The 25461-nt window shown below is 66.2% G+C and carries 23 protein-coding genes; 4 read left to right on the top strand and 19 right to left on the bottom strand.

Features of this window, described 5'->3' with window-relative positions; genetic code table 11:
• Window positions 1-3: 3 nt before the first annotated feature.
• From QOH60_RS06250 to mqo, 8 genes are all read right to left on the bottom strand, one after another.
• On the bottom strand, window positions 4-129 hold the full coding sequence (locus tag QOH60_RS06250) for a hypothetical protein (protein WP_526418228.1): 126 nt from the start codon (window positions 127-129) through the stop codon (window positions 4-6).
• Window positions 130-268: 139 nt separating this feature from the next.
• Window positions 269-1846, bottom strand: a complete 1578-nt coding sequence (locus QOH60_RS06245; RefSeq protein WP_526418226.1) for an MFS transporter — start codon at window positions 1844-1846, stop codon at window positions 269-271.
• Window positions 1847-1868: 22 nt separating this feature from the next.
• Window positions 1869-3089 (bottom strand): uroporphyrinogen-III C-methyltransferase, encoded by a 1221-nt coding sequence (gene cobA / locus QOH60_RS06240; protein ID WP_526418224.1) that lies wholly within the window; start codon window positions 3087-3089, stop codon window positions 1869-1871.
• Window positions 3086-4456: a cobyrinic acid a,c-diamide synthase CobB gene (locus QOH60_RS06235; protein WP_526418222.1), complete on the bottom strand. Its 1371-nt coding sequence runs from the start codon at window positions 4454-4456 to the stop codon at window positions 3086-3088. Before QOH60_RS06235 ends, cobA begins: the two co-directional genes overlap by 4 nt.
• Complete coding sequence (gene cobO / locus QOH60_RS06230) at window positions 4453-5067, bottom strand: cob(I)yrinic acid a,c-diamide adenosyltransferase (RefSeq protein ID WP_526418220.1); 615 nt, start codon at window positions 5065-5067, stop codon at window positions 4453-4455. The genes QOH60_RS06235 and cobO overlap by 4 nt, the downstream gene beginning before the upstream one ends.
• Before the next feature lie 14 nt (window positions 5068-5081).
• The gene (locus QOH60_RS06225; RefSeq protein ID WP_526418218.1) at window positions 5082-6896 is read right to left on the bottom strand and encodes a VWA domain-containing protein; all 1815 of its coding nucleotides are present in this window, start codon (window positions 6894-6896) and stop codon (window positions 5082-5084) included.
• Window positions 6893-7381, bottom strand: coding sequence for a GNAT family N-acetyltransferase (locus tag QOH60_RS06220; RefSeq protein ID WP_526418216.1), 489 nt, complete (start codon window positions 7379-7381; stop codon window positions 6893-6895). Before QOH60_RS06220 ends, QOH60_RS06225 begins: the two co-directional genes overlap by 4 nt.
• A complete protein-coding gene (gene mqo, locus QOH60_RS06215; RefSeq protein WP_526418214.1) occupies window positions 7378-8859 on the bottom strand; it encodes a malate dehydrogenase (quinone) in 1482 nt (493 codons plus the stop codon). Before mqo ends, QOH60_RS06220 begins: the two co-directional genes overlap by 4 nt.
• A 69-nt stretch (window positions 8860-8928) precedes the next feature.
• Between mqo and QOH60_RS06210 the strand changes: the two genes are divergently transcribed.
• A complete protein-coding gene (locus QOH60_RS06210; RefSeq protein WP_526418576.1) occupies window positions 8929-9954 on the top strand; it encodes an alpha/beta hydrolase in 1026 nt (341 codons plus the stop codon).
• Window positions 9951-11363, top strand: a complete 1413-nt coding sequence (gene mtr / locus QOH60_RS06205) for a mycothione reductase (RefSeq protein ID WP_526418212.1) — start codon at window positions 9951-9953, stop codon at window positions 11361-11363. The genes QOH60_RS06210 and mtr overlap by 4 nt, the downstream gene beginning before the upstream one ends.
• A gap of 30 nt (window positions 11364-11393) precedes the next feature.
• Here the strand turns inward: mtr and QOH60_RS06200 are convergent, their stop codons facing one another.
• From QOH60_RS06200 to QOH60_RS06180, 5 genes are read right to left on the bottom strand one after another with little or no spacing between them, the layout of a single operon-like run.
• The gene (locus QOH60_RS06200) at window positions 11394-12113 is read right to left on the bottom strand and encodes a FadR/GntR family transcriptional regulator (RefSeq protein WP_526418210.1); all 720 of its coding nucleotides are present in this window, start codon (window positions 12111-12113) and stop codon (window positions 11394-11396) included.
• Window positions 12110-12913 (bottom strand): 3-oxoacyl-ACP reductase, encoded by an 804-nt coding sequence (locus QOH60_RS06195; protein WP_526418208.1) that lies wholly within the window; start codon window positions 12911-12913, stop codon window positions 12110-12112. The genes QOH60_RS06200 and QOH60_RS06195 overlap by 4 nt, the downstream gene beginning before the upstream one ends.
• A gap of 2 nt (window positions 12914-12915) precedes the next feature.
• Window positions 12916-14283, bottom strand: a complete 1368-nt coding sequence (locus tag QOH60_RS06190) for an aldehyde dehydrogenase family protein (protein ID WP_526418206.1) — start codon at window positions 14281-14283, stop codon at window positions 12916-12918.
• Window positions 14280-15035 carry a gamma-glutamyl-gamma-aminobutyrate hydrolase family protein gene (locus tag QOH60_RS06185; RefSeq protein WP_526418204.1) on the bottom strand — a complete coding sequence of 252 codons (756 nt, stop codon included), beginning with the start codon at window positions 15033-15035 and terminating at the stop codon, window positions 14280-14282. Before QOH60_RS06185 ends, QOH60_RS06190 begins: the two co-directional genes overlap by 4 nt.
• A complete protein-coding gene (locus QOH60_RS06180) occupies window positions 15016-16365 on the bottom strand; it encodes a glutamine synthetase family protein (RefSeq protein WP_526418202.1) in 1350 nt (449 codons plus the stop codon). Before QOH60_RS06180 ends, QOH60_RS06185 begins: the two co-directional genes overlap by 20 nt.
• Before the next feature lie 154 nt (window positions 16366-16519).
• On the opposite strand from QOH60_RS06180, the gene QOH60_RS06175 reads away from it, so the two are divergent.
• A complete protein-coding gene (locus QOH60_RS06175; RefSeq protein WP_526418200.1) occupies window positions 16520-18097 on the top strand; it encodes an amino acid permease in 1578 nt (525 codons plus the stop codon).
• A 126-nt stretch (window positions 18098-18223) separates the two neighbouring features.
• Complete coding sequence (ngg, locus tag QOH60_RS06170) at window positions 18224-20005, top strand: N-acetylglutaminylglutamine synthetase (RefSeq protein WP_526418198.1); 1782 nt, start codon at window positions 18224-18226, stop codon at window positions 20003-20005.
• 4 nt (window positions 20006-20009) lie between these two features.
• On the opposite strand, the gene QOH60_RS06165 is transcribed toward ngg, so the two are convergent.
• The 6 genes from QOH60_RS06165 to QOH60_RS06140 form a co-directional block, all read right to left on the bottom strand.
• Complete coding sequence (locus QOH60_RS06165; protein ID WP_526418574.1) at window positions 20010-20561, bottom strand: alpha/beta fold hydrolase; 552 nt, start codon at window positions 20559-20561, stop codon at window positions 20010-20012.
• A gap of 81 nt (window positions 20562-20642) precedes the next feature.
• Window positions 20643-21314 carry a hypothetical protein gene (locus QOH60_RS06160; protein ID WP_526418196.1) on the bottom strand — a complete coding sequence of 224 codons (672 nt, stop codon included), beginning with the start codon at window positions 21312-21314 and terminating at the stop codon, window positions 20643-20645.
• Between the two features lie 9 nt (window positions 21315-21323).
• Complete coding sequence (locus QOH60_RS06155; RefSeq protein ID WP_526418194.1) at window positions 21324-22808, bottom strand: cobyric acid synthase; 1485 nt, start codon at window positions 22806-22808, stop codon at window positions 21324-21326.
• Between the two features lie 16 nt (window positions 22809-22824).
• The gene (gene map / locus QOH60_RS06150; protein WP_526418192.1) at window positions 22825-23685 is read right to left on the bottom strand and encodes a type I methionyl aminopeptidase; all 861 of its coding nucleotides are present in this window, start codon (window positions 23683-23685) and stop codon (window positions 22825-22827) included.
• Window positions 23686-23702: 17 nt separating this feature from the next.
• Window positions 23703-24287, bottom strand: coding sequence for a DUF1707 domain-containing protein (locus QOH60_RS06145; RefSeq protein ID WP_526418190.1), 585 nt, complete (start codon window positions 24285-24287; stop codon window positions 23703-23705).
• Between the two features lie 33 nt (window positions 24288-24320).
• Complete coding sequence (locus tag QOH60_RS06140) at window positions 24321-25382, bottom strand: TIR domain-containing protein (protein WP_526418188.1); 1062 nt, start codon at window positions 25380-25382, stop codon at window positions 24321-24323.
• Window positions 25383-25461: the final 79 nt, after the last annotated feature.

Here is a 25461-nt window from a genome sequence, read left to right as displayed (position 1 = left end):
AGCCTAGAGCTCGCCCGACTCGACGGCTTCGAGGGTGTGCTGGGCCGCCGCGATCTGGCTCTCGTCGAAACTGAGACCAGCGCGGGAAAGTTCGAGTAGCAGGCGCGCCAGCGTCAGTTTCAGCCGCAAGCAATGGCAAGCCTGGGTGCCGGGCAGGGACTACATGGAAGTGTGTCCAGGCCTCCCCATCCCACCATGAGCCGCGAGCGTCGAGTTCTTGTCGAGATCGTGGCCAAAAGTCGACACAAAGTCGACGTTCACGGGAGGGCTAGATATCTCCAGAGTCCAGCGCGTCCTTGACTTCCTGCGCGTGCGCGACCTCTTCGGAGGTGTAGCCGATGAGCAGCGCTGCCGCGCCGACCAGCACGGCCACCCCGGCCACCCACAGCAGTCCGTACGCGTAGCCCTGGTCGAGGGCGTGTAGCTGCGCGGGGTTCATGTTCTTGACCGGGCCGTTGGTGCCGCCCATATAGAGGGTCCGCGATGTGATGACCGCCTGAATGACCGCCAGCACGACAGGCCCGCCGAGGTTCTGCGCCATCAGTGCGATCGCCGAGACGGGGCCGATCCGGTCGAAGCCGACACCCGCGATCGCCGACACCGTTAGCGGCACGACGATAAGCCCGATTCCTACGCCGCCGACCACGATCGGTATCACCAGGTCGGGGAAGTACGGGATCCCCCGGTGCAGCGTTGACCCGTAGATCATCGCGCCGAGCACGAGAACGCCGCCCGCAATGACCAGCACACGCGGCGGGAACAGCGAGACCAGGTGAGACGACAAACCCAGGCCGACGCCCAGTGCAATCACGAACGGGATGAAGCCGACACCTGCGCGCAGCGCGCTGTAGCCCAGGATGTCCTGCACGTACAGGCCGATGAGCACGGTCAGCGTGAACAGCACACCGCCGGCCAGGAAGACCGCGGTGAAAGTCGCAAGCCGGTTCCTATCGCGGAACAGGTCGAAGGGCACCAACGGGTTCTCAGCGGTGCGCTCCACAAGCGCGAACGCCCCGAGGGACACCACGGCTGCGATGCCCGAAACGATCGTCACCGGCGATGACCAGCCCTGTTCGGGCCCCATCGAGAAGGCGAGCACGGCAGCGGTACAGCCAAGCGTGGCCAGAATGGCGCCGGTGGCGTCCAGCTTCATCCGTTCGCGGTGGGTTTCCACGAGCGTGGTGTACGCGAGGTAGACCATGAGCAGCCCGACCGGCACGTTGATGAGGAAGGCCAAGCGCCATGAGAACTCGGTGAGCGCGCCGCCGACGATCAGGCCCATCACCGAGCCGATGCCGGTCATCGCGGCGAAGATCGCCGTCGCCGCGTTGCGGGCGGGCCCCTTCGGGAATGTGGTCGCGATCAGCGCGAGCGCCGTGGGCGACGCGATAGCGGCCGCGACGCCTTGCAGCAGACGGGCCGTGACCAACGTGCCCTCGTTCCAGGCCAGCCCGCACAGGATCGACGCGATGGTGAACAGGGCGACGCCGGAGATGAACGTGCGCTTGCGCCCGATGGTGTCGCCCAACCGGCCGCCGAGGAGCATAAGCCCGCCGAAGGTCAGCACGTAGGCGGTGATCACCCAGCTGCGTCCCGCATCGGAGAGGTTCAGCTGATTCTGGATCTTGGGCAGCGCGACGATGGCGACAGTGCTGTCCATCGTGGCGAGCAGCTGCATGCCGCCAATGGCGACAACCGCGGCGATGAACTTCCGCGAGGGTAGCCACGCGGGCCGCGACCGGCCGGACTCTCGCGAAGCGTCCAGGGCGGCCTTGTTGGCGCGATTCAGCGTTCTGCGGTCATGGTGTTCCACGAACGCGCGCTCTGCGTCATTGAGAGCCGTCATGGACGGTTACCTTACAGTATTCTTAGCTTTCCTTTAATTCCGGGAATCCCGCGACAGCGCCAATCACGATGATCGCGGGTGGTCTCACACCTTCTTCGCGAATGCGTTTCGGCGCGTCGGCAAGCGTTGCACGAACCGTGCGTTCTGCCGCCGTCGTGCCCTGCTGCACCACCAGCACGGGGGTTTGCGCTGGTCGTCCACCTTTCAGCAGCACATCGGCGAATTGCTCGATTCGCTCGACGGCCATCATCAGCACGATGGTCCCCGACATCGCGGCCAGCGCATCCCAATTCACTAACGATTCGGGATCACCCGGTGGTACATGGCCGCTGACCACCACGAACTCGTGTGTGATCGACCGGTGGGTGACCGGGACGCCGGCCAGTGCGGGTACGGCTATGGCGCTCGTCACACCTGGCACGACCGTCACCGGGATACCGGCATCGGCACACGCCAGCACCTCCTCGTATCCGCGCGCGAACACGAACGGGTCGCCCCCCTTGAGGCGCACGACGAACTTGCCTTCCTTGGCACGTTCGATCAGGACAGCGTTGATCGCGTCCTGCGCCATCGCCCGGCCGTACGGAATCTTCGCCGCGTCGATCACTTCGACGTGTGGCGGTAGTTCGGCAAGCAGCTCGGCGGGCGCGAGCCGATCTGCGACAACGACATCGGCATGCACCAGCAACCGCCGCCCACGCACCGTGATCAGCTCCGGATCCCCCGGCCCGCCTCCGACCAGGGCTACACCGCCCGGGATCACATCTGGGGTCTCGACGGTGATGATGCCCTGCTGCAGCGCGTCGCGAATCGCCGAACGGATCGTGGCCGAACGCCGGTGCTCGCCGCCGGCAAGGACTCCGACGGCCAGCCCTTCGTATTCGAATGACGCAGGGGTGACGGCGGTTCCGTCCCTCGCGATGTCCGCCCGGACGCAGAAAATCGTGCGCCTCTCCGCCTCGGCGACAACCGCCGCATTCACGTCGGGATCGTCGGTCGCGGCGATCGCGTACCACGCGCCGTCGAGGTCGCCGTCGCGATAGTCGCGCAGTTCCAACGATATTCCGGGCTGCTGTCGGCTGAGTGCCTCCACTGCCGGTGTGGCAGAGCGGGTGACGACGAACACGTCCGCGCCGCTGGCGATCAACAGGGGGAGACGACGCTGTGCGACGCTGCCGCCTCCCACGACGACGACTTTCTTGCCGCCAAGCCGTAGTCCGACCAGATACGGGTTCTCGGTCACCTGAGGAGCCTAGAGCGCGCAGCCTGCGCGACGAAGCGGGACACCGCGCCGGGCGACGCGGCCGGGTGGGCGTGCAGGTAGGACGCGTGGACCCCTCCGTAAACGGCGCCGTCGCGCACGGCGCGGGCGTGCTGGCCCCGGTACACCCACGCCGGCTGATAGGGTTCGGCGAATTCGACTGTGGTGCGGTGAAATTCGTGGCCTACGGCGCGGTCCCCCGCGGCGCGGACGGACGAGTCGGTGACGGAGACGGCGTCGCGGTAGCCAAGCGTCAGGAGATCAGTGAACCGCGCCGAACCGGACAGCACGCCGCACATCGGGTGCCCGTCGAGCTCGGACATCAGATAGGTGAACCCCGCGCATTCGGCGTGGACCGGCGCCCCGCGTTCCGCCAATGCCCGGATCTGTTGGCGGACAAAGTCATTCGCGGAGAGCTCAGCGGTGAATTGTTCGGGGAACCCACCCGGCAGTACGAGCGCATCGGTGTTGGCGGGCAACGTGTCGGTCAGCGGGTCGAATCCGACGACGTCCGCTCCTGCGGCAGAGAGCATCTCCTCGTGCTCGGCGTAGCCGAAGGTGAATGCGTTACCTGCGGCGATCGCCACCGTGACAGGGGCGTCTTCGGTGGCGATGCCGGCTGAGGGGTCCCACGCGGGGTTGTTCACCGCGGTGCCTGCGATGGCGGCGACGCCCGCGACGTCGACGTGCTCGGCGACGACATCGGTCATCGCGGTCACTGCGCGCCGTGCGGCGGTGCCGTGCTCGGCCGCAGTCACGAGCCCTAAATGCCTTGACGGCACAGCTAATTCAGCCAGTCGCGGAATCGCGCCGAGAACCGCGATGCCAGCGTGCGCGCACGCCTCACGCAGCACCTCGTCGTGACGCTGCGAGCCGACGCGGTTGAGGATCACCCCGCCGACCCGGACGGCGGGGACGAAGGTCGTGAACCCGTGCAACAGCGCGGCGATGCTCTGGCTCTGGCCCCGCGCGTCGACGACCAGGACCACCGGGGCGCCGAGAAGCCTTGCGACGTGGGCGGTCGACCCGCGCGCTACTCCCGCGGCTTCCTCCCCGATCCGCCCGTCGAACAGTCCCATCACGCCTTCCACGACGGCAATGTCGGCCCCGGCACATCCATGCCGGTACAGCGGGCCGATGAGGTGCTCTCCCACCAGAACCGGGTCGAGGTTGCGGCCCGGGCGGCCGGCGGCGAGCGTGTGGTAGCCCGGATCGATGTAGTCGGGTCCGACCTTGAACGGTGCGACCGTCTGACCGATGCGGCGCAACGCGCCGATCAAACCCGTTGCCACCGTGGTCTTTCCGCTGCCCGACGAGGGAGCAGCGATCACGACAGCCGGCGTGCTCACCACTCGATGCCCTTCTGGCCCTTGCGGCCGGCGTCCATCGGGTGCTTGACCTTCGTCATGTCGGTGACCAGATCGGCAGCGTCGAGCAACTGCGGCATAGCGTCACGGCCGGTGATCACGACGTGCTGGGTACCGGGCCTGCTCGCCAGCGTTGCGACCACCTCGTCGGCGTCCACCCAGCCCCACTTGAGCGGGTAGGTGAACTCGTCGAGCAGATAGAAGTCGTGGCGCTGCTGCGCAAGCCGCCGCGCGATCTCGGCCCAGCCATCAGCCGCGGCGGCGGCGTGATCGTCATCGGTGCCGGCCTTGCGCGACCACGACCAGCCTGCGCCCATCTTGTGCCATTCGACGCTGCCGCCGATCCCGCGCTCCTCGTGCAGCCTGCCCAACTCACGAAAAGCGCTCTCCTCCCCCACTTTCCACTTCGCGCTCTTGACGAACTGGAACACCGCTATGGACAGCCCGGCGTTCCACGCCCGCAACGCCATCCCGAACGCCGCCGTCGACTTCCCTTTGCCGGTGCCGGTATGGACCGCGAACACGGGCGCTTGACGCCGCGCCCGGGTGGTCTTCCCGTCATCGGGAATGACGACTGGCCTGCCCTGCGGCATTCTCAGCGTCTCCCTCAGGCCGCGCCGCGGACGACCTGCGTGAGGCCGTCGGCCCGTAATTGCGTCAGCCGCACCGCCGGCGCCCCGAGATGACGCGCCAGGTGCTCGGCCAAACCCAAACGCACATAGGATGTTTCGCAGTCGACAATGACCGCTGCAACGTCCTCGGCCACCAACCGAGCCGCTGCCGCTTCTGCCCTGCCCAGCGGGTCAGGGCCGCCCGTCGCCCTGCCATCGGTGAGCACCACCACCAGGCTGCGGCGGCCCAGGTCACGTACACGTTCACGCCTGACCATGTCCCGAGCGGCCAGAAGACCTTGCGCAAGAGGCGTTTTCCCGCCGGTCTCAAACCGCGCCAGTCGCCGCGACGCCACGTGCACCGAGGACGTCGGTGGCAGAAGTGTTTTCGCGCCCGAACCACGGAAAGTGATTACGGCAACCTTGTCGCGCCGCTGGTAGGCGTCGCGCAACAGCGACAGCGTCGCGCCGCTCACCGCTGCCATCCGGTCGCGCGCGGCCATCGACCCCGACGCGTCGACCACGAAGATCACCAGGTTGGACTCCCGCCCATGGCGGATAGCCCGGTGCACGTCGTCAGGCTGGACGCGAGGCGGTCCCGCCGAGCTGCCGCGGCGCGCCGCGGCGAGCACCGTGCCGAACAGATGGACGCCGAATCCGTCGGTGGGATGCGCGGATATCACCGCACCGGTTCGGTTGCGGGCCCGCGAGCGACGGCCGGGCGTCCCGTCACCGACGCCGGGTACCGTGAGCAGACGAGTACGGAACGGCGCCGACGGGGCGGCGCTGGGCCGGGGCGGCTTCGGCGCAGGTGCCGAATCCCCTTGCGAGTCATAAGGATTCGACTGACCACCCCCCGGCGGGTCCGGATCGGGCTCCGGCGGCGGCTCCCCCTCATCGCCCGCCTGCGCCATCGCGTCGTCGAGCTGCTGCGGGTCGAGCTCCGGCTCATCGAACGGGTCGCGTCGACGGCGGTGCGGAAGCGCCAGCTGGGCCGCCACCCGGATGTCCTGTTCGTCGACCTCGTTCGCGCCACGCCACGCCGCGTGCGCCACCGCGGCGCGCGCCACCACGAGATCGGCCCGCATTCCGTCCACACCGAATGCCGCGCACAGCGCGGCGATTCGGCGCAGCTCACGCTCCGGCAACACCACATCGCCGACGGCCGCGCGCGCAGCGGCGATCCGCCGCGCCAGCGCGGCGTCCGCATCGGCATAGCGGCGGACAAACGCATGCGGATCGGCCTCGAACGCCATCCGCTGCCGGATCACCTCGGTCCGCTCGTCGACCTCGCGGGACGCTCGCACCTCGACGGTCAGGCCGAACCGGTCGAGCAGCTGCGGGCGCAGCTCACCCTCCTCCGGATTCATTGTGCCGACGAGCATGAAGCTGGCTTCGTGAGTGTGCGAGACGCCGTCGCGTTCGATGTGTACCCGCCCCATCGCGGCAGCGTCGAGCAGGACGTCGACGAGGTAGTCGTTGAGCAGGTTCACTTCGTCGACGTAGAGCACGCCGCCGTGCGCTTCGGCCAGCAGACCCGGCGTGAACGCGTGCTCGCCGTCGCGAAGCACCCGTTGCAGATCCAGCGACCCGATCACCCGGTCCTCGGTTGCACCGATCGGCAGCTCCACCAGCCGCGCGAAGCCCGCCTCGGCCAGCACCGCCGCGAGCCCCCTCACCGCCGTCGACTTCGCGGTGCCTTTCTCGCCGCGGATGAGCACGCCGCCGATCTCCGGGCGCACCGCGCACAACACCAGGGCCAACCGCAACTGGTCATGGCCGACGATCGCGCTGAAGGGATAGATCGTCACGGCGCCTCGTCACGTCCGGCGGCAGGACGCGGCCCAGGCCCGTGCTTGACCATCGGCACGTGCGGGATGCCGTCGTCGAGGAACTCCTCGCCGGCGCGCACAAAACCGTGCCGCGAGTACATCTCCTCGAGATAGGTCTGCGCGTCGATGTGGCAGGGATAGTCACCGACCTCCGCCAGCGCGGCCAGCAGGAGCCGCGTCGTATGCCCGTGGCCGCGGGCTTCGCGCCGCGTGCACAGCCGCCCGAGGCGGAACGCCTTTTCGCCGCCCGGGTGCTCCTCCATCAATCGCAGCGTGCAAATCACTTCTCCCCGTGGATCTTCCAGCCAGAAGTGGCGGGTTTCGGGAAGCAGGTCGCGCCCGTCGAGTTCGGGGTAGGCGCACGCCTGCTCGACGACGAACACCTCCACCCGCAGCTTCAGCAGCTCATACAGGGTCCTCGTGTCGAGGTCCTCGGCCCAGGCTCGATGCAGCGCCACAGTCATGAGAGTCCCAGCGCGCGTGTGGTCCAGTCCCACAATTCGTGGAACAGCCGAGGCTCATCGGAGAGCTTCACGCCAAGCGACGGCACCATTTCCTTCAGTCTGGGCAGCCACGACTCGTAACGGCTTCCAAAGGTCCTCTCCATCACATCGAGCACGTCGTGCACCGACGTCGACGCGCCCGGCGACGCGCCCAGAAGCCCGGCGATGCTGCCGTCGGCCGAGATCACCGCCGTCGTGTCGAACCCCAGCACGCCGCCCTTATCCTTCTCCGGCCGTATCACCTGGACGCGTTGCCCCGCGACGATGGTCTCCCAGTCGGAAGACGTTGCCGACGGCGCGAATTCACGCAGCGCGTCGATGCGGTCGTCGTCAGACAGCGTCAACTGGCCCAGCAGGTACGAGACCAACGCCCTCTCGGAGACCCCGACACTGAGCAACTCGCCGAGATTGTTCGGCTTCACCGACATCGGAAGGTCGGTGACATGGCCCTGCTTAAGGAACTTCGGCGACCAGCCGGCGAAAGGCCCGAACAACAGCCAGGTCTTGCCGTTGATGAGGCGGGCGTCCAAGTGCGGCGCTGACATCGGCGGCGCGCCCGCGGCCGGAAATCCATAGACCTTGGCCCGATGTCGGGCGGCCAGCTCGGGATTGTCGCTGCGCAAGAACTTGCCGCTCACCGGGAAACCCCCGAACCCCTTGATTTCCGGGATTCCTGACCGTTGCATCAGCCTCAGTGCGGCGCCGCCCGCACCGACGAACACGAACTTGGCATGGATCTTGGTGGTCGCGCCGGTGCGGTTGTTGCGCACTTTCACGGTCCACGTGCCGTCGCGCTGGCGTGCGAGATCGCGGACCTCGTGACCGAAGAGCGCCTCGGTCCCGTTGCGCACCCCGTAACCGATGAGCTGTTTGGTCAGGGCTCCGAAGTCGACGTCGGTGCCATACGGGGCCCAATTGAGAGCGATCGGCTCCGAGAAGTTGCGCCCGGCCGACATCAGCGGTAGGCGCCTGGCGAACTCATCGGGATCCTCGATCAGCTCGATCGACTCAAAGAGCGGATTGCCCACCAGTGCTTCTCGGCGGCGCCGCATGAAATCCACCTGGTCGCGGCGCTGCACCCAGCTCGCATGCGGGATCGGGTTGAGGAAGCCGCGGACATCCGTGAGCACCCCGTTCTCGGCCGCATACGCCCAGAACTGCCGCGAGATCTGGAACTCCTCGTTGACGTTGACGGCCTTGGTGATGTCGATCGAACCGTCGGGACGCTGCGGGGTGTAGTTGAGTTCGCACAGCGCCGAGTGGCCGGTGCCCGCGTTGTTCCACGGATCGCTGCTCTCGCACGCGGCGCCGTCAAGGCGCTCGATCAGGGTGATGGACCAGTCCGGTTCGAGAAGCCGCAGCAAGGCCGACAGCGTGGCGCTCATGATTCCGGCGCCGACGAGGACCGCATCGGTCGTGGTGGCTGGTGGGTCTAACACGATGGCCAAGATTATCCCGCCAGGCTGCTCGCCGGTCTCGTTAAGGTAGGTCGCGTGGCGCCTACAGCGATGAACGGCTCTCATGAGGCGCAGGACTCGTGGGAGCCTGACGTTCTGCCGGGGTACTTTCAGCGCACGCTGTCGCTGGGGGTGGACCCGGACGGCGAGGGCGAGATCGTCGCCACCCTAGTCCGCAAAGGCTTGCCCGAGCACGGCGACCCGTCCCCCGCGCATGCAGTGCTCGACATCCACGGCTACACCGATTACTTCTTCAACACTGAGCTCGCCGATTACTTCACGGGCCTGGGCTTCGCGTTCTACGCAATCGACTTCAGCAAATGCGGGCGGTCCTGGCGAGACGGCCAGACCCCACACTTCACCACAGACCTTTCGCGATACGACATCGAACTCGAACGCGCGATGGCACTGATCGCCGACGAGACTGCGGGGGCCAAGACAGTCCTCTCCGCGCACTCTGCAGGCGGACTGATCGTGACGCTCTGGCTCGACCAGCTACGGCGCCTCGGTGTCACCGCAAGGATGGGCATCGCAGGCCTGGTACTCAACAGCCCCTTCTTCGACCTGCGCGGGCCGGCGATCCTGCGCACACCGGTGACATCCGCTGCAATTGGTGCAGCGTCGCGGCTGAATACCAAACGAGTGCTGCGGGCCACCGGCGACAGCGGTTACGGGAGCAGCCTTCACCGCGATTACGGCGGGGAGTTCGACTACAACCTCGCGTGGAAGCCGTTGGGCGGGTTCCCGGTCACGGTCGGCTGGATCCGCGCGATCCGGCGCGGCCAGGCCAGGCTGCACCGCGGGCTCGACGTGGGCGTGCCGAGCCTGATCCTGCGCTCCGACAAGACAATTCCGGAGACCAAGGATCCTGCCAAGATGCAACGCGGGGACGCGGTACTCGACGTCAGGCAGATCGCGCGCTGGGCCGGATGTGTGGGCAACCGCACCACGATCATCCCGATCACCGACGCGAAACACGACGTCTTCTTGTCGTTGGCGGAGCCACGCCGTGCGGTCTACCGGGAACTGTCGGCGTGGCTCGATACCTTGCTGCGCGACGCGAAGCAGATGTCATGACGCACGTCGACCTGGCCATTATCGGGACAGGTTCGGGCAACTCGATTCTCGACGAACGCTACATCGACATGAGCGTGGCGATCTGCGAGCAAGGGGTGTTCGGCGGTACCTGCCTCAACGTCGGCTGCATCCCGACGAAGATGTTCGTCTACGCGGCTGAAGTGGCTGAAAATGCCAGCGAATCAGCGCGTTTCGGTGTCGACGCCTCGGTCAGCGGCGTGCGCTGGCCCGATATCGTGTCGCGCGTCTTCGGCCGCATCGATCCGCTTTCGCTGGGCGGGGAGAACTATCGCCGCGCCTCGCCGAATGTCACCGTCTACGACTCCCACGCCCGATTCGTGGCCAAACGCGGCGACCGCTACGCCTTGCGCACCGACGACGGAGACGAGTTCACCGCCGACAAGGTCGTCATCGCCGCCGGCTCCCGTCCCGTCATACCGGACGCGATCGCCAGCTGCGGGGTGGCGTATCACACCAGCAACACAGTCATGCGGATTCCGGAGTTGCCGAAGCATGTGGTGATCGTCGGCGGCGGCTACATCGCGAGCGAGTTCGCGCACATCTTCTCGTCGCTCGGCAGTCACGTCTCGATGGTGATCCGCGGCAGCACCCTGCTGCGCGGCCATGACGACACGATCATGATGCGATTCACCGACATCGCCGCCAAGAAATGGGAGATCCACGCCCACAGCAATGTCGTCGACGCGCGTGAAGACCACGGACAGATCGAGGTGATCTGCGACAGCGGCGGGAGCGTGCGCGGGGACGTCCTTCTGGTCGCGACAGGGCGAACGCCCAACGGCGACCTGCTCAATGCCGACGAGGCCGGAGTCGACGTCGACGCCGACGGACGCGTGCTCGTCGACAAATACCAACGCACCTCCGCGCGAGGCGTTTTCGCGCTCGGCGACGTCAGCTCCGAATACCAACTCAAGCACGTGGCCAACCACGAGGCCCGAGTGGTCCGGCACAACCTGCTGCAGGACTGGGACGACACCGACACACTCATGCCCTCCGACCATCGGTTCGTGCCGTCCGCGGTGTTCACCGATCCGCAAATCGCCAGCGTCGGGCTCACCGAAAACCAGGCCCGGGCGAAGGGACATCGCGTCAGGGTCAAAGTTCAGGACTACAGCGACGTCGCCTACGGCTGGGCGTTGGAAGACGCCACCGGGTTCGCGAAGCTCATCGTCGACGACAACACCGGCCTGCTTCTCGGTGCGCACATCATGGGTCCCCAGGCGTCGTCGCTGATCCAGCCAATCATTCAGGGGATGAGCTTCGGCCTGCCCGCGCAGGACATGGCGCGGGGGCAGTACTGGATTCATCCCGCGCTGCCCGAGGTGATCGAGAACGCGCTGCTCGCCCTGTGTGGCGAGCCGCCGTGGCCACCATCACGGCAACACTGAGGCCTGCGGTCAGCCCGAACAGCGCACGTCTCAGTCCAGGAAGCCGTGCAAGAGCGCTGCTGAGCCGGCGATGTGCGCACGCATCGAGGCCTCGGCCCCGTCCGGGTCGCCGGCCAGAATCGCGATCACGATCGCCTCGTGCTGCTCATCGGAGTGGGCGATGTTGCGCGGCAGCAGCGGGATGCGATCCAGCAGCCGGTTCACCCGCATCCTGTTTTCCGCAAGCAGCGGAACCAGCGACGGCGAGCGAACCAGCTCGGCGATCGCCAGGTGCAGCCGCGAATCGAGCCGGCGGTAGTCTGCGGGATCAGCGCCACGGACGTCGGTCATCCGCGCCCACAGCAGCTCACGCTCGGCGGCCGTCAACGTGCGAGCCGCCGCCATTCGCGCGGCGCCCACCTCGAGTATCTCCCTCAGCACCAGAGCGTCATTCAACTCGGCCCGGGTAATGCCCTGTGTCCCACCGGTTTCCGCGCCGGGCTTCGGCAATTCGTCCGCCAGGAACGTGCCCCCGTACCGGCCGCGGCGCGAGACCAGATACCCCGCATCGGCGAGCGACTTGATCGCTTCGCGCACGGTGTCGCGACTCACTTGAAGCCGCGCCGCGAGCTCGCGCTCCGGCGGCAGCGATTCCCCGGGGCCGATGACGCCGAGCCGGATGGTCTGCAAGAGGCGCCCGACGGTGTCCTCGAACGCGTTCTGAGGCCGCACTGGCCGCAGCAGCGCGTCGCTCACCGCCTGTGCGCTCATATTGGCGTGACGTACGCGGAGCTGATTCCGCCGTCGACCAGAAACGTCGAGGCGGTGATGAACGAGGCATCGTCACTGGCCAAAAATGCCACAGCAGACGCGATCTCGGAGGGCTCGGCGAACCGCCCGATCGGCACATGCACCAGCCGCCGAGCGGCGCGCTCAGGATCCTTCGCGAACAGCTCCTGCAGCAGCGGGGTGTTCACCGGCCCGGGGCACACCGCATTGACCCGGATGCCGCTGCGGGCGTACTGCACGCCGAGTTCGCGGGACATCGCCAGCACGCCGCCCTTGGACGCGGTGTAGGAAATCTGCGAGGTGGCCGACCCCATCACGGCGACGAACGAGGCGACGTTGATGATCGAGCCTCCCCCCTTGGTGCTCCTCGCGTCCGCGCCCTGCGCAGGAGCCATGTGGCGCAACGCGGCTCGGCAGCACAGATACACCGATGTCAGGTTCACGTCCTGTACCCGCTGCCACGCGGACAGTTCGGTGACCTCGATCAGGTCGTCGTCGGGCGGGGATATCCCCGCGTTGTTGAACGCGATGTCGACGGAGCCGAATTCCTTGGCCGCGCTGTCGAACATCGCGTCGACGGCGTCCTTGTCGGTGACGTTCACCGGCACGAACAGCCCGCCGAACTCGTCGGCGGCCGCGCGCCCGGCGTCGTGATCGATGTCGCCGACGACGATCGTGGCGCCCTCCGCGTGCATCCGGCGCCCGGTCGCCAACCCGATTCCGCCACCGCCGCCGGTGATCACGGCGACCTTGCCGGCCAGCCGCTGCGTCAGGTCGATCATGCCTACTCCCCCGGTTCGATCGCGAAGAATACGTTTTTGGTCTCGGTGAACGACAGCGGCGCGTCGGGCCCGAGTTCGCGGCCGAGGCCGGATTGCTTGAAGCCGCCGAACGGAGTGTTGTACCGGACCGAGGAATGCGAATTGACGGAGAGGTTCCCGGATTCCACCGCTCGGGCAACTCGCACCGCACGCGACAGGTTGTCGGTCCAGATGGAACCGGACAGGCCGAACTCCGTGTCGTTGGCCAGTGCGATCGCGTCGGCCTCGTCGTCGAACGCTAGCACACTGACGACGGGGCCGAAGATCTCTTCTCGGACAGCGCGATCCGAACGCCGCGGGGTCAACACCGTTGGCGGGAACCAGAAACCGGGACCTGACGGCGCATCGCCGCGGAAGGCGACCGGCGCATCGTCGGGGACGTACGAGGACACCGTGTCCCAATGCGCACGCGACACCAGTGGACCCATTTCCGTGCTCCGCGACGCCGGGTCGCCGACGACCACGCCCTTGACCGCTGGCTCGAGCAGCTCCATAAACCTGTCATAGACGTTGCGCTGCACAAGGATCCGGCTTCGCGCGCAACAGTCCTGGCCGGCGTTGTCGAACACTCCGTACGGTGCGGTGGCCGCGGCACGCTCCAGGTCGCAGTCGTCGAACACGATGTTCGCGCTCTTGCCCCCGAGCTCGAGGGTCACGCGCTTGACCTGGGCGGCCGCGCCCGCCATCACGGCCGTGCCGACTTCGGTGGATCCGGTGAACACGATCTTGCGTACGTCCGGATGCGTGACGAACCGCTCGCCCACCACGGAGCCCTTGCCGGGCAGCACCTGGAACAGGTCTGCGGGAAGCCCTGCCTCCACGGCGATTTCACCGAGGCGAATCGTGGTCAACGGGGTCCACTCGGCAGGCTTCACCAGCACGGCGTTGCCCGCGGCCAACGCGGGGGCGAATCCCCACGACGCGATGGGCATCGGGAAGTTCCACGGCGTGATGATGCCGACGACCCCCAGCGGCTCGTTGAATGTGACGTCCAGGCCGCCAGCGACGGGGATCTGCTTGCCGGACAATCGCTCTGGGCTCGCGGAGTAGTACTGCAACACGTCACGGACGTGGCCGGCCTCCCACTCGGCAGCGGAGATCGGATGCCCGGAATTCGCGACCTCAAGCGCGGCCAGTTCATGTGCGTGCTGGTCGACCGCGGCTGAAAATGCCCGCAACCCTGCGGCCCTGTCGGCGGGAGCCAGTGCCGCCCAATCTCTCTGGGCGACACGCGCACGGGCGACCGCATCGTCGACCCCGTCGGTATCGACCCGTTCGACCGTCCGCAGTACTTCCTCGGTCGCGGGGTTGATCACTTGCGTCGCGGTCATGCGCGCGGCCTCGCGGTCGCGTGCGTCGCCGCCGCCTCGACGAGGCCTGCGAACAACCGTAGGTCAGACAGCCGTTCCTCGGGATGCCATTGCACCGCAACAACGAAATGCTCTCCGGGCAATTCGACCGCCTCGATCACGCCGTCGGTGTCCCGGGCGGTCACGACCAGTCCGTCGCCCAGCTCCGCGATTGCCTGGTGGTGGTAGCACTGCTCGTCGGAAGACTCGCCGATCAACCCAGCCAGGCGTGTTCCGGGCACGACGTCCACGCGCGACGTCGAGAACACCGAGTTGCCTGCCTGATGCCGGCTGTGCCCCACCGCGTCAGGCAGATGCTGATGCAGTGTGCCGCCCAGCACCACGTTGAGCACCTGAGCGCCGCGGCAAATGCCGAGCACGGGCAACCCCCGCCGCAGTGCGGCGGCCAGCAGTGCGAACTCCCACGCATCGCGGTCCTGCCGCGGTTCGTCGGTCTTCGGGTGTGCCGCTTGGCCGTAACGGGCCGGGTCGACGTCCTTGCCGCCCGTGATCACCAAGCCGTCCAGCCCGTCGAGTACCCGGGCGGCGATGTCGTCGTCAACGGGCTGCGGTGGGAGCAGCACCGCTATGCCGCCCGCCAACGTCACACCCTCGAAATAGATGTGCGGCAGGAAACTCGCCCGCACATTCCACACCCCGCTCTGCGTCTGCTCGAGGTAGGTGGTGAGGCCGATGACTGGACGCGCAACCTCACTAGAGCCGTTCAAAACCACGGACCCTCTCCCAGTCGGTGACGGCGGCGTTGAACGTCTCCATTTCGACCCACGCGTTGTTGAGGTAGTGCCCGACGACGCTGTCGCCGAATGCCTCCCGGGCGACCTCTGATCCCGCGAACAAATCAGCGGCCTCCGCAAGTGTCGTCGGCAGTTGATCTGCGTCGCTCTCATAGGCGTTGCCCGCCAAGGGTTCCGGCAGCTCCAGCTTCTGGTCGATACCGTGCAGGCCACCGGCGATCAACGCCGCCACTGCCAGGTACTGGTTGACGTCGCCGCCGGGTGCCCGGCACTCCATCCGCATGCCCGACCCGCGCCCCACCACGCGCACCGCGCATGTGCGGTTGTCCATCCCCCACGCGATCGACGTGGGCGCGAAACTGCCCTCGACAAAACGCTTGTAGGAGTTGATGTTCGGCGCATAGAACAACGTCAGTTCCTGCAGCGTCGCCAGCTGGCCTGCGATGAAGCTGCGAAACAGCTCCGACATCCCGTTCTCGGCATCCGGGTCGGCGAACACCGCACTGCCGTCCGTGCCGCGCAGCGAGATGTGGATGTGGCAGCTGTTGCCCTCCCGCTCGTCGAACTTGGCCATGAACGTCAGGCTCTTGCCGTGCTGGTCGGCGATCTCCTTGGCACCGTTCTTGTAGATCGTGTGGTTGTCGCAAGTGACCATCGCGTGGTCATAGCGGAACGCGATCTCCTGCTGGCCGAGGTTGCACTCGCCCTTGACGCCCTCGCAGTACATGCCGGCGCCGATCATGCCGAGCCGGATGTCGCGCAGCACCGGTTCGAGCCGGGTGGTGGCCAGGATCGCGTAGTCGACGTTGTAGTCGGTCGCGGGCGTCAGTCCGCGGTAACCCAGCGACCACGCGTCGCGGTAGGTGTTGTCGAACAACATGAACTCGAGTTCGGTGCCGACGTAGGGCACCAGACCCCGCTCGGCCAGCCGCTCGATCTGCCGGGCCAGGATGCTGCGCGGGGCCGCACTCACCGGGCTGTCGTCCTCCCACGTCAGGTTCGCCATCACCAGGGCGGTGCCGGGCAGCCACGGGATGCGCCGCACGGTGCTGAAGTCGGGGCGCATCACCATGTCGCCGTAGCCGGTGTCCCAGCTGCTCATCGCGTAGCCCGACACGGTGTTCATGTCGACGTCGACGGCGAGCAGGTAGTTGCAGCATTCCGCGCCGTGGGCGGCGACCTCCTCGCTGAACAGCCGCGCTGCCACTCGTTTGCCGGTCAGCCGGCCCTGCATGTCGGCGAAGGCCACGATCACCGTGTCGATGTCGCCCGCGTCGATGAGCGCGAGTAGCTCTTGTTCGGTCAACATGACGGAAAGTCAACCATTGGGCACGCCTCCTGCAGCACATCCCGACTCGAATTTACGAAACTGTCATTGCCAAAGGTAGGACTTCAGACCTTTGACGCTTTATTGTCCCCTACGAGTGGGCTGCGTTTTGCCTGTAAGTCAGGAGGAGAATGCCGTGCCTGAGGGCCACGAAGGCTTGCAAGAAGACGAACGACTGCTTGCCGAGCTCGGTTACAAACAGGAGTTGAATCGCACGTGGTCGGGCTTTTCGAACTTCGCGATCTCTTTCTCGATCATCTCGATCCTCGCCGGATGCTTCACATCCTTCGGGCTCGGCTGGAACAACGGTGGTCCGGCGGCGATCGCGTGGGGTTGGCCCATTGTGTCGGCGTTCATCCTGATCATCGGGCTGTGCATGTCCGAGCTGGTGTCGGCGTTTCCGACGTCGGGTGGAATCTATTGGTGGGCAAGCAGACTCGGTGGGCCCAAGGCGGGTTACTACACCGGGTGGCTGAATCTCATTGGATTGATTGCGATCCTCGCGTCGGTGTCCTACGGCTGCGCGACCTTCCTGGACCTCACGCTGTGCACATTCAGCGAAGACTGGTTGGCGGGCTACTCGCTGAAGCGAGTGTTCCTGATGTTCGTCATCATCTTGGCAATTTCCGCGGTGATCAACATCTTCTCGAGCCACCTCCTCGCAGTCATCAACAACGTTTCGGTGTGGTGGCACGTGATCGGCGCGGCAGCGATCGTTCTCATCTTGTTCATCGCCCCTGAGCACCACGCCAGTTTTTCGGACGTGTTCGCGAAGACCATCAACAACTCGGGGATCTTCGGCGGCGAAAAGGGCTGGGGCTGGATGATATTCGTGCTGCCCATCTCGGCGATCCTCACTCAGTACACAATCACCGGCTATGACGCCTCCGCGCACCTCTCCGAGGAGACCAAGAGCGCCGCGAACGGGGCGGCCAAGGGGATTTGGCGGTCGATCTTCTACTCGGCGATCGGCGGCTGGATTCTGCTGCTGTCCTTCCTGTTCGCCGTGCAGAACGCCGACAAGGTGTCGGCGGCGCCGACCCCTGTCGCGGAGATCTTCAACCAGGCGTTGACCAACAAACTCGCGGTACTGGTGTTATTCATCTCGAGCGTCGGACAGTTCTTCTGCACGACGGCCTGCCAGACCAGCGCGTCGCGCATGCTGTTCGCCTTCAGCCGCGACCGCGCGGTGCCGGGCCATCAGCTGTGGTCCAAGATCAACCGCAGCCGCGTTCCGGCAAACGGTGTGATCGTGACGGCCGTTCTGGCGGCGATTATCACGTTGCCTGCACTGCTCACCGTCACCGTGATGATCGGAGGGCAGGAAGTGCCGTCGCCGGTGGCGTTTTTCGCGGTGGTATCGATCGGGGTGGTGGGCCTGTACCTGTGCTTTGCGGTGCCTATCTACTTCCGGTGGAGGATGGGCGACGAATTCCGGCAGGGCAGTTGGAATCTGGGCAGGCATTGGAAGTGGATGGCGCCCGTTGCAATCGCGGAGATCATCATCACATCGATCATCGCGCTTTTCCCATACAGCAACGCCGGGATGCCGTGGGACCCGGCCTTCGAGTGGAAGTACGTCAACTACACCCCGATCCTGGTCGGCGGCGTGCTGATCCTGCTCTGGATCTACTGGCACGCCTCGGTGAAGAAGTGGTTCAAGGGTCCGATCAGGCAGATCGACGCCGTCGAACCGGAGCCCGAGCCCGCGTAGCGACAAAGCGTCGCGCGAATCTGAACGTGCTGCGAACCTCATCGGCGTGTCATCGCAGAAGTTTCAGACTCGCGACTGTCGACGGCCGACGCATGGATTGCCGCCGCGGTGGGTACTGTCAGACGAGTGTGCGCGGCCAGGCGGGCATCGGATTCCGGCGACGACGGTCCCGAGGCGATCACGCTTGGGCTTCACGACAATCCGCCTGCGCATCTCATCGAGGCGATGTCGAGCAATGTGGTGCTCGACCTCGGCTGGGGACGGCTGATTTTCGGGCAGACCTTCGCGGATCCGGATGAGCTCGCGGCGGTACTCCGACGCGAGCGCCCCGGCCGCCGCGACATCTGCATGTACACGCCGGAGGCGCACGTCGTCGTCGCCCGATCGCCACACGAGCTGTTCATCGATCCGAGCCACACCTATCGGTTGCGGTTCTCCGACGAGCCGATCGACGTCAACCCGACCGGATTCACTGTGCGCGAGCTGGAATCACCCGCCGACGCGGAAGAGATGAACCGCGTCTACGTGCGCTGCGGAATGGTGCCCGCCCGCGTCGACGTGATCTGGGACAACCACGTCGGCAACGATGCGGTGACGTACCTCGTCGCCGTCCGTGACGCCGACGGCGCGATCGTCGGCACCGTCACCGGCGTTGACCACGAACTACTCTTCGACGACCCCGAGCACGGCACCAGTCTGTGGACGCTCGGCGTCGACCCGGCAGCAGGCCTGCCCGGCGTCGGCGAGCAGCTCTCGCGGGCGCTTGGCGAGCGTTACCGTGCGCTGGGCCGCGCGTACATGGACCTGTCTGTCGTGCACGACAACGCCGCGGCGATCGCCCTCTACGAGAAGCTCGGCTTCCGGCGCGTGCCGGTGCTGTGCATCAAACGCAAGAACGCGATCAACGAGCCGCTGTTCACGGCCTTCCCGCCGGAAACCGTCGACGACCTCAACCCCTATTCGCGGATCATCGCCGACGAGGCGTTGCGCCGGGGCATCCAGGTGGAGGTCCTCGACGCCGAGACCGGCGAACTGCGGCTCTCCTACGGCGGCCGCACGGTGATCACCAGGGAGTCGCTGTCGGAGTTCACCTCCGCGGTAGCGATGAGCCGCTGCGACGACAAGCGACGGACACGCCGCGCGGCCGTCGAGGCAGGCGTCAACGTCCCGCGGGGCCGGCTTGCAACGTTCGACGAGGAGGACCACACGTTCCTCGATGACGTCGGCGACGTGGTAGTCAAACCGATCCGCGGCGAGCAGGGCAAGGGCATCACTGTGGGCATCGACAGCCCTGACGAACTCGACGCCGCGCTCGCCAGAGCCCACGAGCACTGTCCCGAGGTGCTGATCGAGCAGCGGGCACCCGGCGACGACCTTCGCCTCGTCGTGATCGACGGTGCCGTTGTGGCTGCGGCGATTCGCCGGCCGGCCGAAATCATTGGCACCGGACACCACAGCGTGCGGGAACTGATCGAAACAGAAAGCAGGCGACGTTCGGCAGCCACGGGCGGCGAATCACGCATTCCGCTCGACGCGGTGACCGAAGGCACGGTGCGCGAGGCCGGCTGGTCATACGACGACGTGCTGCCGGAGGGCACGCGCCTGCGGGTGCGCCGCACGGCGAACCTTCACCAAGGCGGCACGATCCACGATGTCACCGCAGCGGTGAATCCGGAGTTGTGCCGGGTGGCGGTGAAGGTGGCCGAGGCCGTCGGAATCCCGGTGACCGGCATCGACTTGCTGGTTCCCGACGTCGCCGGCGGCGAGTACGTGTTCATCGAAGCCAACGAACGCCCTGGGCTCGCCAACCACGAACCACAGCCGACCGCACAAGCGTTCATCGACTACCTGTTTCCAGGCAACCCGCGCCTGCCGCTGGCGTGGACTCCGGAGCGCCCGGAGTCTTAGCCGTTCACCAGGTGCTGGTGCGCAGCACGATCTCAGCGGCGAGCTGCGCAGTCGACTCCTGCGCGTTGCGCCGGCCCAGCAGCTCCACCATCCGGAAATCGCCGTAGACGAACCGCTGGCTGGCTCTTGCGACGGCACGTGCCGCCGGGGTGCTGACCAGCGCGGTTGTGTTGATCTCCACCGGCGGGCAGTGCTCGTCGCGGACCACCCCGGTCATGTCCGCGACGCGCGGATGGCCCCGGTCGATCACCACCAGGCCGATGAAACGGTCCAGCCGGCTTGCCGCCAACTCCCACGCGATCTCGCCGCCGACGCGATCCCCGACCAACAGGGCCCATTTGATACCCAGAGAGTCGAGGATGCCGACCACCGACTTGGGGGTGAGCCTGCTATCCGGTGCGATCACGACGGTGCGAAGAGACGCCGTGTGCAGGCGCTGGCAGACCGCGTCATAGGCGGCCGGCGCGTGGTGAGCTGCCCCGAGCATGACGACCACAGGCCCCTTCTCGGGACCTGACACGCTGACTGGCACCGGAAACCCGTCGACGGTGACCATCGTCGAAGGCACTTGACGGACGGTACAGCCCTCCGACGCCGATCGGGCCGTTTTGACCGGTCTCGCAGAAGATATTCAGCTCTAAGCGGACTGGATTCGCTGGGCCTGACGATCGACGATCTCAGTGAACGTCTGCGGCAGAGATGCTTTGGGATGTGGTGACTGCGTGGCACCCAGTTGCGGTGTCGGAAAAGCGATTCCGAAGACCCCCATGTTCCCGACATTCTCGAACGACATGAAAACACTGTTGTCCGTGTCCCCAAGTCGCATCGTCTGTTGGTAGGTCAGCTGCCCCTGCCGCGGCGACGGCAACTCGGTGGTGGTGATCGGAATGGGATCGGAGTTGCGATCGAAGTAGGTGTCGAAGTTGTGGCAGCGGTTGGCTTCGGCCGAGAGTTCGCTGAGGTTCAACGGGGATGTCAGCACGGTGACCAGAATCCGGGCGCCGTCGTAGATCAGGTTGTATTTTGCGGCGCTGCCGGGTCCGCGGTCCGCGTACGCGCCGATCACGGTGGTCAACCCGTTCGAGCAATTCTGCGGCACCGACAGCATCGGCGGCGGGCCGCCGGTGTTGTCGGGTTGACCCGGCGACTCGCGGATCCGGCCGTACTCAACGCCCGGCGGGAAATCGGCCTGCGTCAGCAGCACCTTCTCGAGTCTGGCCCCGGGCCAGGTCGGGGTGCCCTGGATCGCCGTCGAACAACCGGCGACGGTCGAGATCGCGGCGATGATCAGGGCTGCTTGTCGTAGCACGCTGTCAGGCTACTGACCGAGGCGACTGGTGACGACCGGACGGTGAGGTGCACCGTCCAGCAACGCCCACAGCGCGCCGAGGTCTACGTACGCGGCAAGCAGATCGGCCACGATGTCCAGCTGAGCGTCGCGACGTGCGCCGACGTCGACGTCGTTGGCGACCACGAACCCGTCTCTGCCGGCAGTGCGCGCCGACTCCGAGAGCCAGTCCCGACGGAACTGGTCATTGTCGAAAAGGCCGTGCCAGTGCGTCCCGTAGATTGCGTCGCGGCGGACGCCGACGCCGGCCCAGTTCGCCTCTGCGCATCTGACGATCTGTCCGTGATGTATCTCATACCCGGCAAGCGGCCGGGCGCTGCGCCGCAGCGTTTTCTGCGCACGGAACTCCACGTCGGCGTCGAGCAAACCCAGCCCGTCGACGACGCCGCCGGCCGATTCGACTCTGTCGTCGATGCGCCGGCACAGCATCTGAAAGCCCCCGCAGATGCCGAGCACCGGTTTGCCGCTGGTGGCGTGCCTTGTGACGGCGTCGGCCAGCCCGTGATCGCGCATCCACGCCAGATCAGCGGCTGTGGCCTTGGTACCGGGGATCACGACCACGTCGGCGTCGGCGACGTCGGTCGGCTCGACAGTCCACCGGACCAGCACACCGGGCTCGCAGGCCAGCGCCTCAACGTCGGTGGAGTTCGACGTGCGCGGCAGACGGATCACGGCGATGCGCAGCTGGTCGGCGCCGCGCGGCGGCTGCGGGTGGCCGACGACGCGGCCGGCAAGTACCGACAGCGAGTCCTCGGTGTCCAGCCACAGGTCGGCGGTGTAGGGCAACACGCCGTAGGTCGGGCGGCCTGTGAGCTGCTCAAGGTGCCGAAGTCCCGGCTCCAGCAACGTGGGATCGCCGCGGAATTTGTTGACGACGAATCCCGCGATGAGTCGCTGGTCCTGGGGTTCGAGGATGGCCAGCGTGCCGAAGAAGTGAGCGAGCAGCCCGCCGCGGTCGATATCGCCGACCACAATGACGGGCATGTCTGCGCCGCGAGCGAGACCCATGTTTGCCAGATCCGTTGCCCGTAGATTGATTTCGGCGGGCGATCCGGCACCCTCGCAGATGACAACGTCGAATTCGGCTCGCAGCGAGGCGAGTTCGTCGGCGACCACGGCAGCGAGCTCGTCACGGTGGCTCATGTAGTCACCAGCTCTGACGACACCGGCCACCTGCCCCCGCACCACAAGCTGCGACGAGTGGTCGCTGCCCGGCTTGAGCAGGATTGGGTTGAACCGGTTGCTCGGCGCCAACCGCGCGGCCCTGGCTTGCATCGCCTGAGCGCGGCCGATTTCGCCGCCTTCGACGGTGACCGCCGAGTTGTTGGACATGTTCTGCGCCTTGAAGGGTGCGACGCTGACACCCTTGCGGGCGAGCAGCCGGCACAGCCCGGCCACGACCATCGACTTGCCGGCATCGGAGCTGGTGCCAGCAACCAGCAGCGCCCCGCTCACATTCTGCGCGAGCGGATCATTCAGCCAGCGTCAGGATATCGGCGCCGTCGTCGGTGACGACCAGCGTGTGCTCGAACTGCGCTGTCCACTTGCGATCCTTGGTGGCCACCGTCCAGCCGTCGTCCCAGATCTCGTAGTCCAGAGAGCCGAGATTGATCATCGGCTCGATCGTGAACGTCATGCCCGGCTCGAGCACGGTGTCGACGGAGGGCTGGTCGTAATGCAGCACCACCAGGCCGTTGTGGAACGTGGTGCCGATACCGTGGCCGGTGAAATCACGAACAACGTTGTAGCCGAAGCGGTTTGCATAGGATTCGATGACCCGGCCCACCACCGACAGGGCCCGCCCTGGCTTGACGGCCTTGATCGCGCGCATCATCGCCTCGTGCGTGCGCTCGACCAGCAGCCGGTGCTCCTCGGAGACGTTGCCCGCCAGGAAGGTTGCGTTGGTATCGCCGTGCACCCCGTTGATGTAGGCGGTCACATCGATGTTGACGATGTCGCCGTCTTCGATCACAGTCGAATCCGGAATGCCGTGGCAGATGATCTCATTCAGAGACGTGCAGCAGGACTTCGGAAAACCCTTGTAGCCCAACGTCGAAGGGTAAGCACCGTGGCCGACCATGTACTCGTGCGCGATACGGTCGAGCTCGTCGGTGGTGACGCCCGGCGCGACGGCCTTGCCGGCCTCGGCCAGGGCGTTAGCAGCGATGCGGCCCGCGACGCGCATCTGCTCGATCACCTCGGGCGTCTGCACCCACGGCTCGCTGCCCTCGTTGGCGGTGCGCCTGCCGACGTACTCAGGTCGCAGGACTACCGACGGCACCGAGCGGGGGGGTGACAGCACACCGGAGCGCAGGGCAGTACGAACAGTCATCCCACCAGGGTAAGCGTTCACCTCTTGCGGAACCTGCCGAGCTTCTGCGGCCGCGGCCCGCGAATCTTCACCGAGCCCATCACCATCCGTCCGGTCAGCACGACGTGCGGTGTGCCCTCGGCCGGCGGATGCTTGCGGAGGTCACTCGCGCTGCCGACGTAGACCGTGACGTCGTCGACGGACGCGCTCGCCCCGTCCGGCAGCCGGATGTCGACCGAGCCGCGAACCATGTCGAGTTCGATGACCACGACAGGGCCCGCGAACCGGGCTTTCGTCAGATCGAGGTCGACGGACCCCAGCCGTCGAACCAGGGCGAGCCTCGTCGGAACGATCCATTCGCCGTGGCGCTTCAGCGATCCGGCCCAGCCGCGCAGCTCGACGCGGTCGGTGGCCGAGGTGACGATGGCGCCGGGCGCGGGCAGGTCGCCGACCAGGCTGTCGAGCTCGCCGTGGGTGCGGGCCCGCGACACCTGCGAGGAACGTTCGTCGAACTCCTCGATGTCGATCAGACCGAGCGCCAGCGCGTTCGCGAGCCGGCGCAGCGTGCCGTTGCGGTCGGCATCGCTGACCCGAAGCTCGACGAAGTGTTCGCTGGTAGTCATGGCACTACCCAAACTACCGTGAGTGAAGCGTAGTCAGTTCTGTTTCTTGGCGCCGACGATGTAGAAGACTATCGCAACGACTACAGGCAAGCCGCCAATAATAAGTAAGCCTGGGATGCCTTGAATGAAGGCCACCACGAGAATAACTAATCCGATAATCACGAGGACGTCCGCGATTGCGCGAGATCGCGACTTCCCTTTATTCGGCGGCCGCCAAGTGTGAGCGTTGCCCTCGGAGGTCTGTGGGGGTTTGTACGGGTAACTCTGCGAGTAACCCCGTAGATAAGTCTGTGGTGGTGTTTGCGGGCCAGTCGGTTGGTGTGCCTGATGGCTGGGTGCCGGATTCGGTTGTGGTGCCTGATGGCTGGGCGCCGGATTCGGTTGTGGTGCCTGATGGCTGGGCGCCGGATTCGGTGGTGGACTATGGTCGTTCGACGGTGGCGGGCCGACGTTTCTGAGCTGGGTAATGCGGCGGTCCACGTCCGCATAGAGGTCATCGCGTTTACTGAACCGTTCCATGATGGCGCGGCCACTTTCTCGTTCCTGCGGATCAGATGACACGAGGGCCGGTTCCAGCCGTCTGAGAACTTGCCGCTGGGTCTCGTGATCCATTGGCTCCGATCGAGTAATCGCATCGACGATGTCGGTGAGGTACGAAAGTGGAGCTTCCGGCGGTGTGGGCAGCGGATTCGGCAATGTGGGTGCCGGTGGAATCGTTGCGATCGCACCTCCGAGCTTCAGTGCAGCTGATAGTCGTTGCTGGGGTTCGGAGTAGTCGATGATCTGCCGCCGGGCGAAGCGGCTGGGCAGGCCCGGCGCGGGGGGCTCAACGGCAACAGGCACGACCGGCTTGCCGAGCGCATTGGCCCATTCGTATTCGCGAGCACACGCTGTGGAGTTCAGCACGGCTGATGAGTAGATGGCGATGAACACGTCGGTGTCAGTGATGCGTTCGAGGATTTCGTCCCACCAGTCCTGACCACCACGTAATTCGACATCGACCCACGTGTCGTAGCCCAATGTGGCCAAATGCTCCACGAGTTCATCGACGGCGGATTTGTTCTCACGGGCATAGGAGACGAACAGCTTCCGCACGGCCACCCCCTCTTGGTTCGCCAGATCAGTGCCGGGGAACACTGACGCAATTGGCGCGCAGCATACCTCTGAAAACCGC

Origin of the sequence: Mycobacterium sp., assembly GCF_032159765.1 — a bacterium.
Taxonomy (GTDB): domain Bacteria; phylum Actinomycetota; class Actinomycetes; order Mycobacteriales; family Mycobacteriaceae; genus Mycobacterium.
The sequence above is the reverse complement of the archived record's forward strand: the minus strand, read 5'-3'. Positions and strand labels throughout refer to the sequence as shown.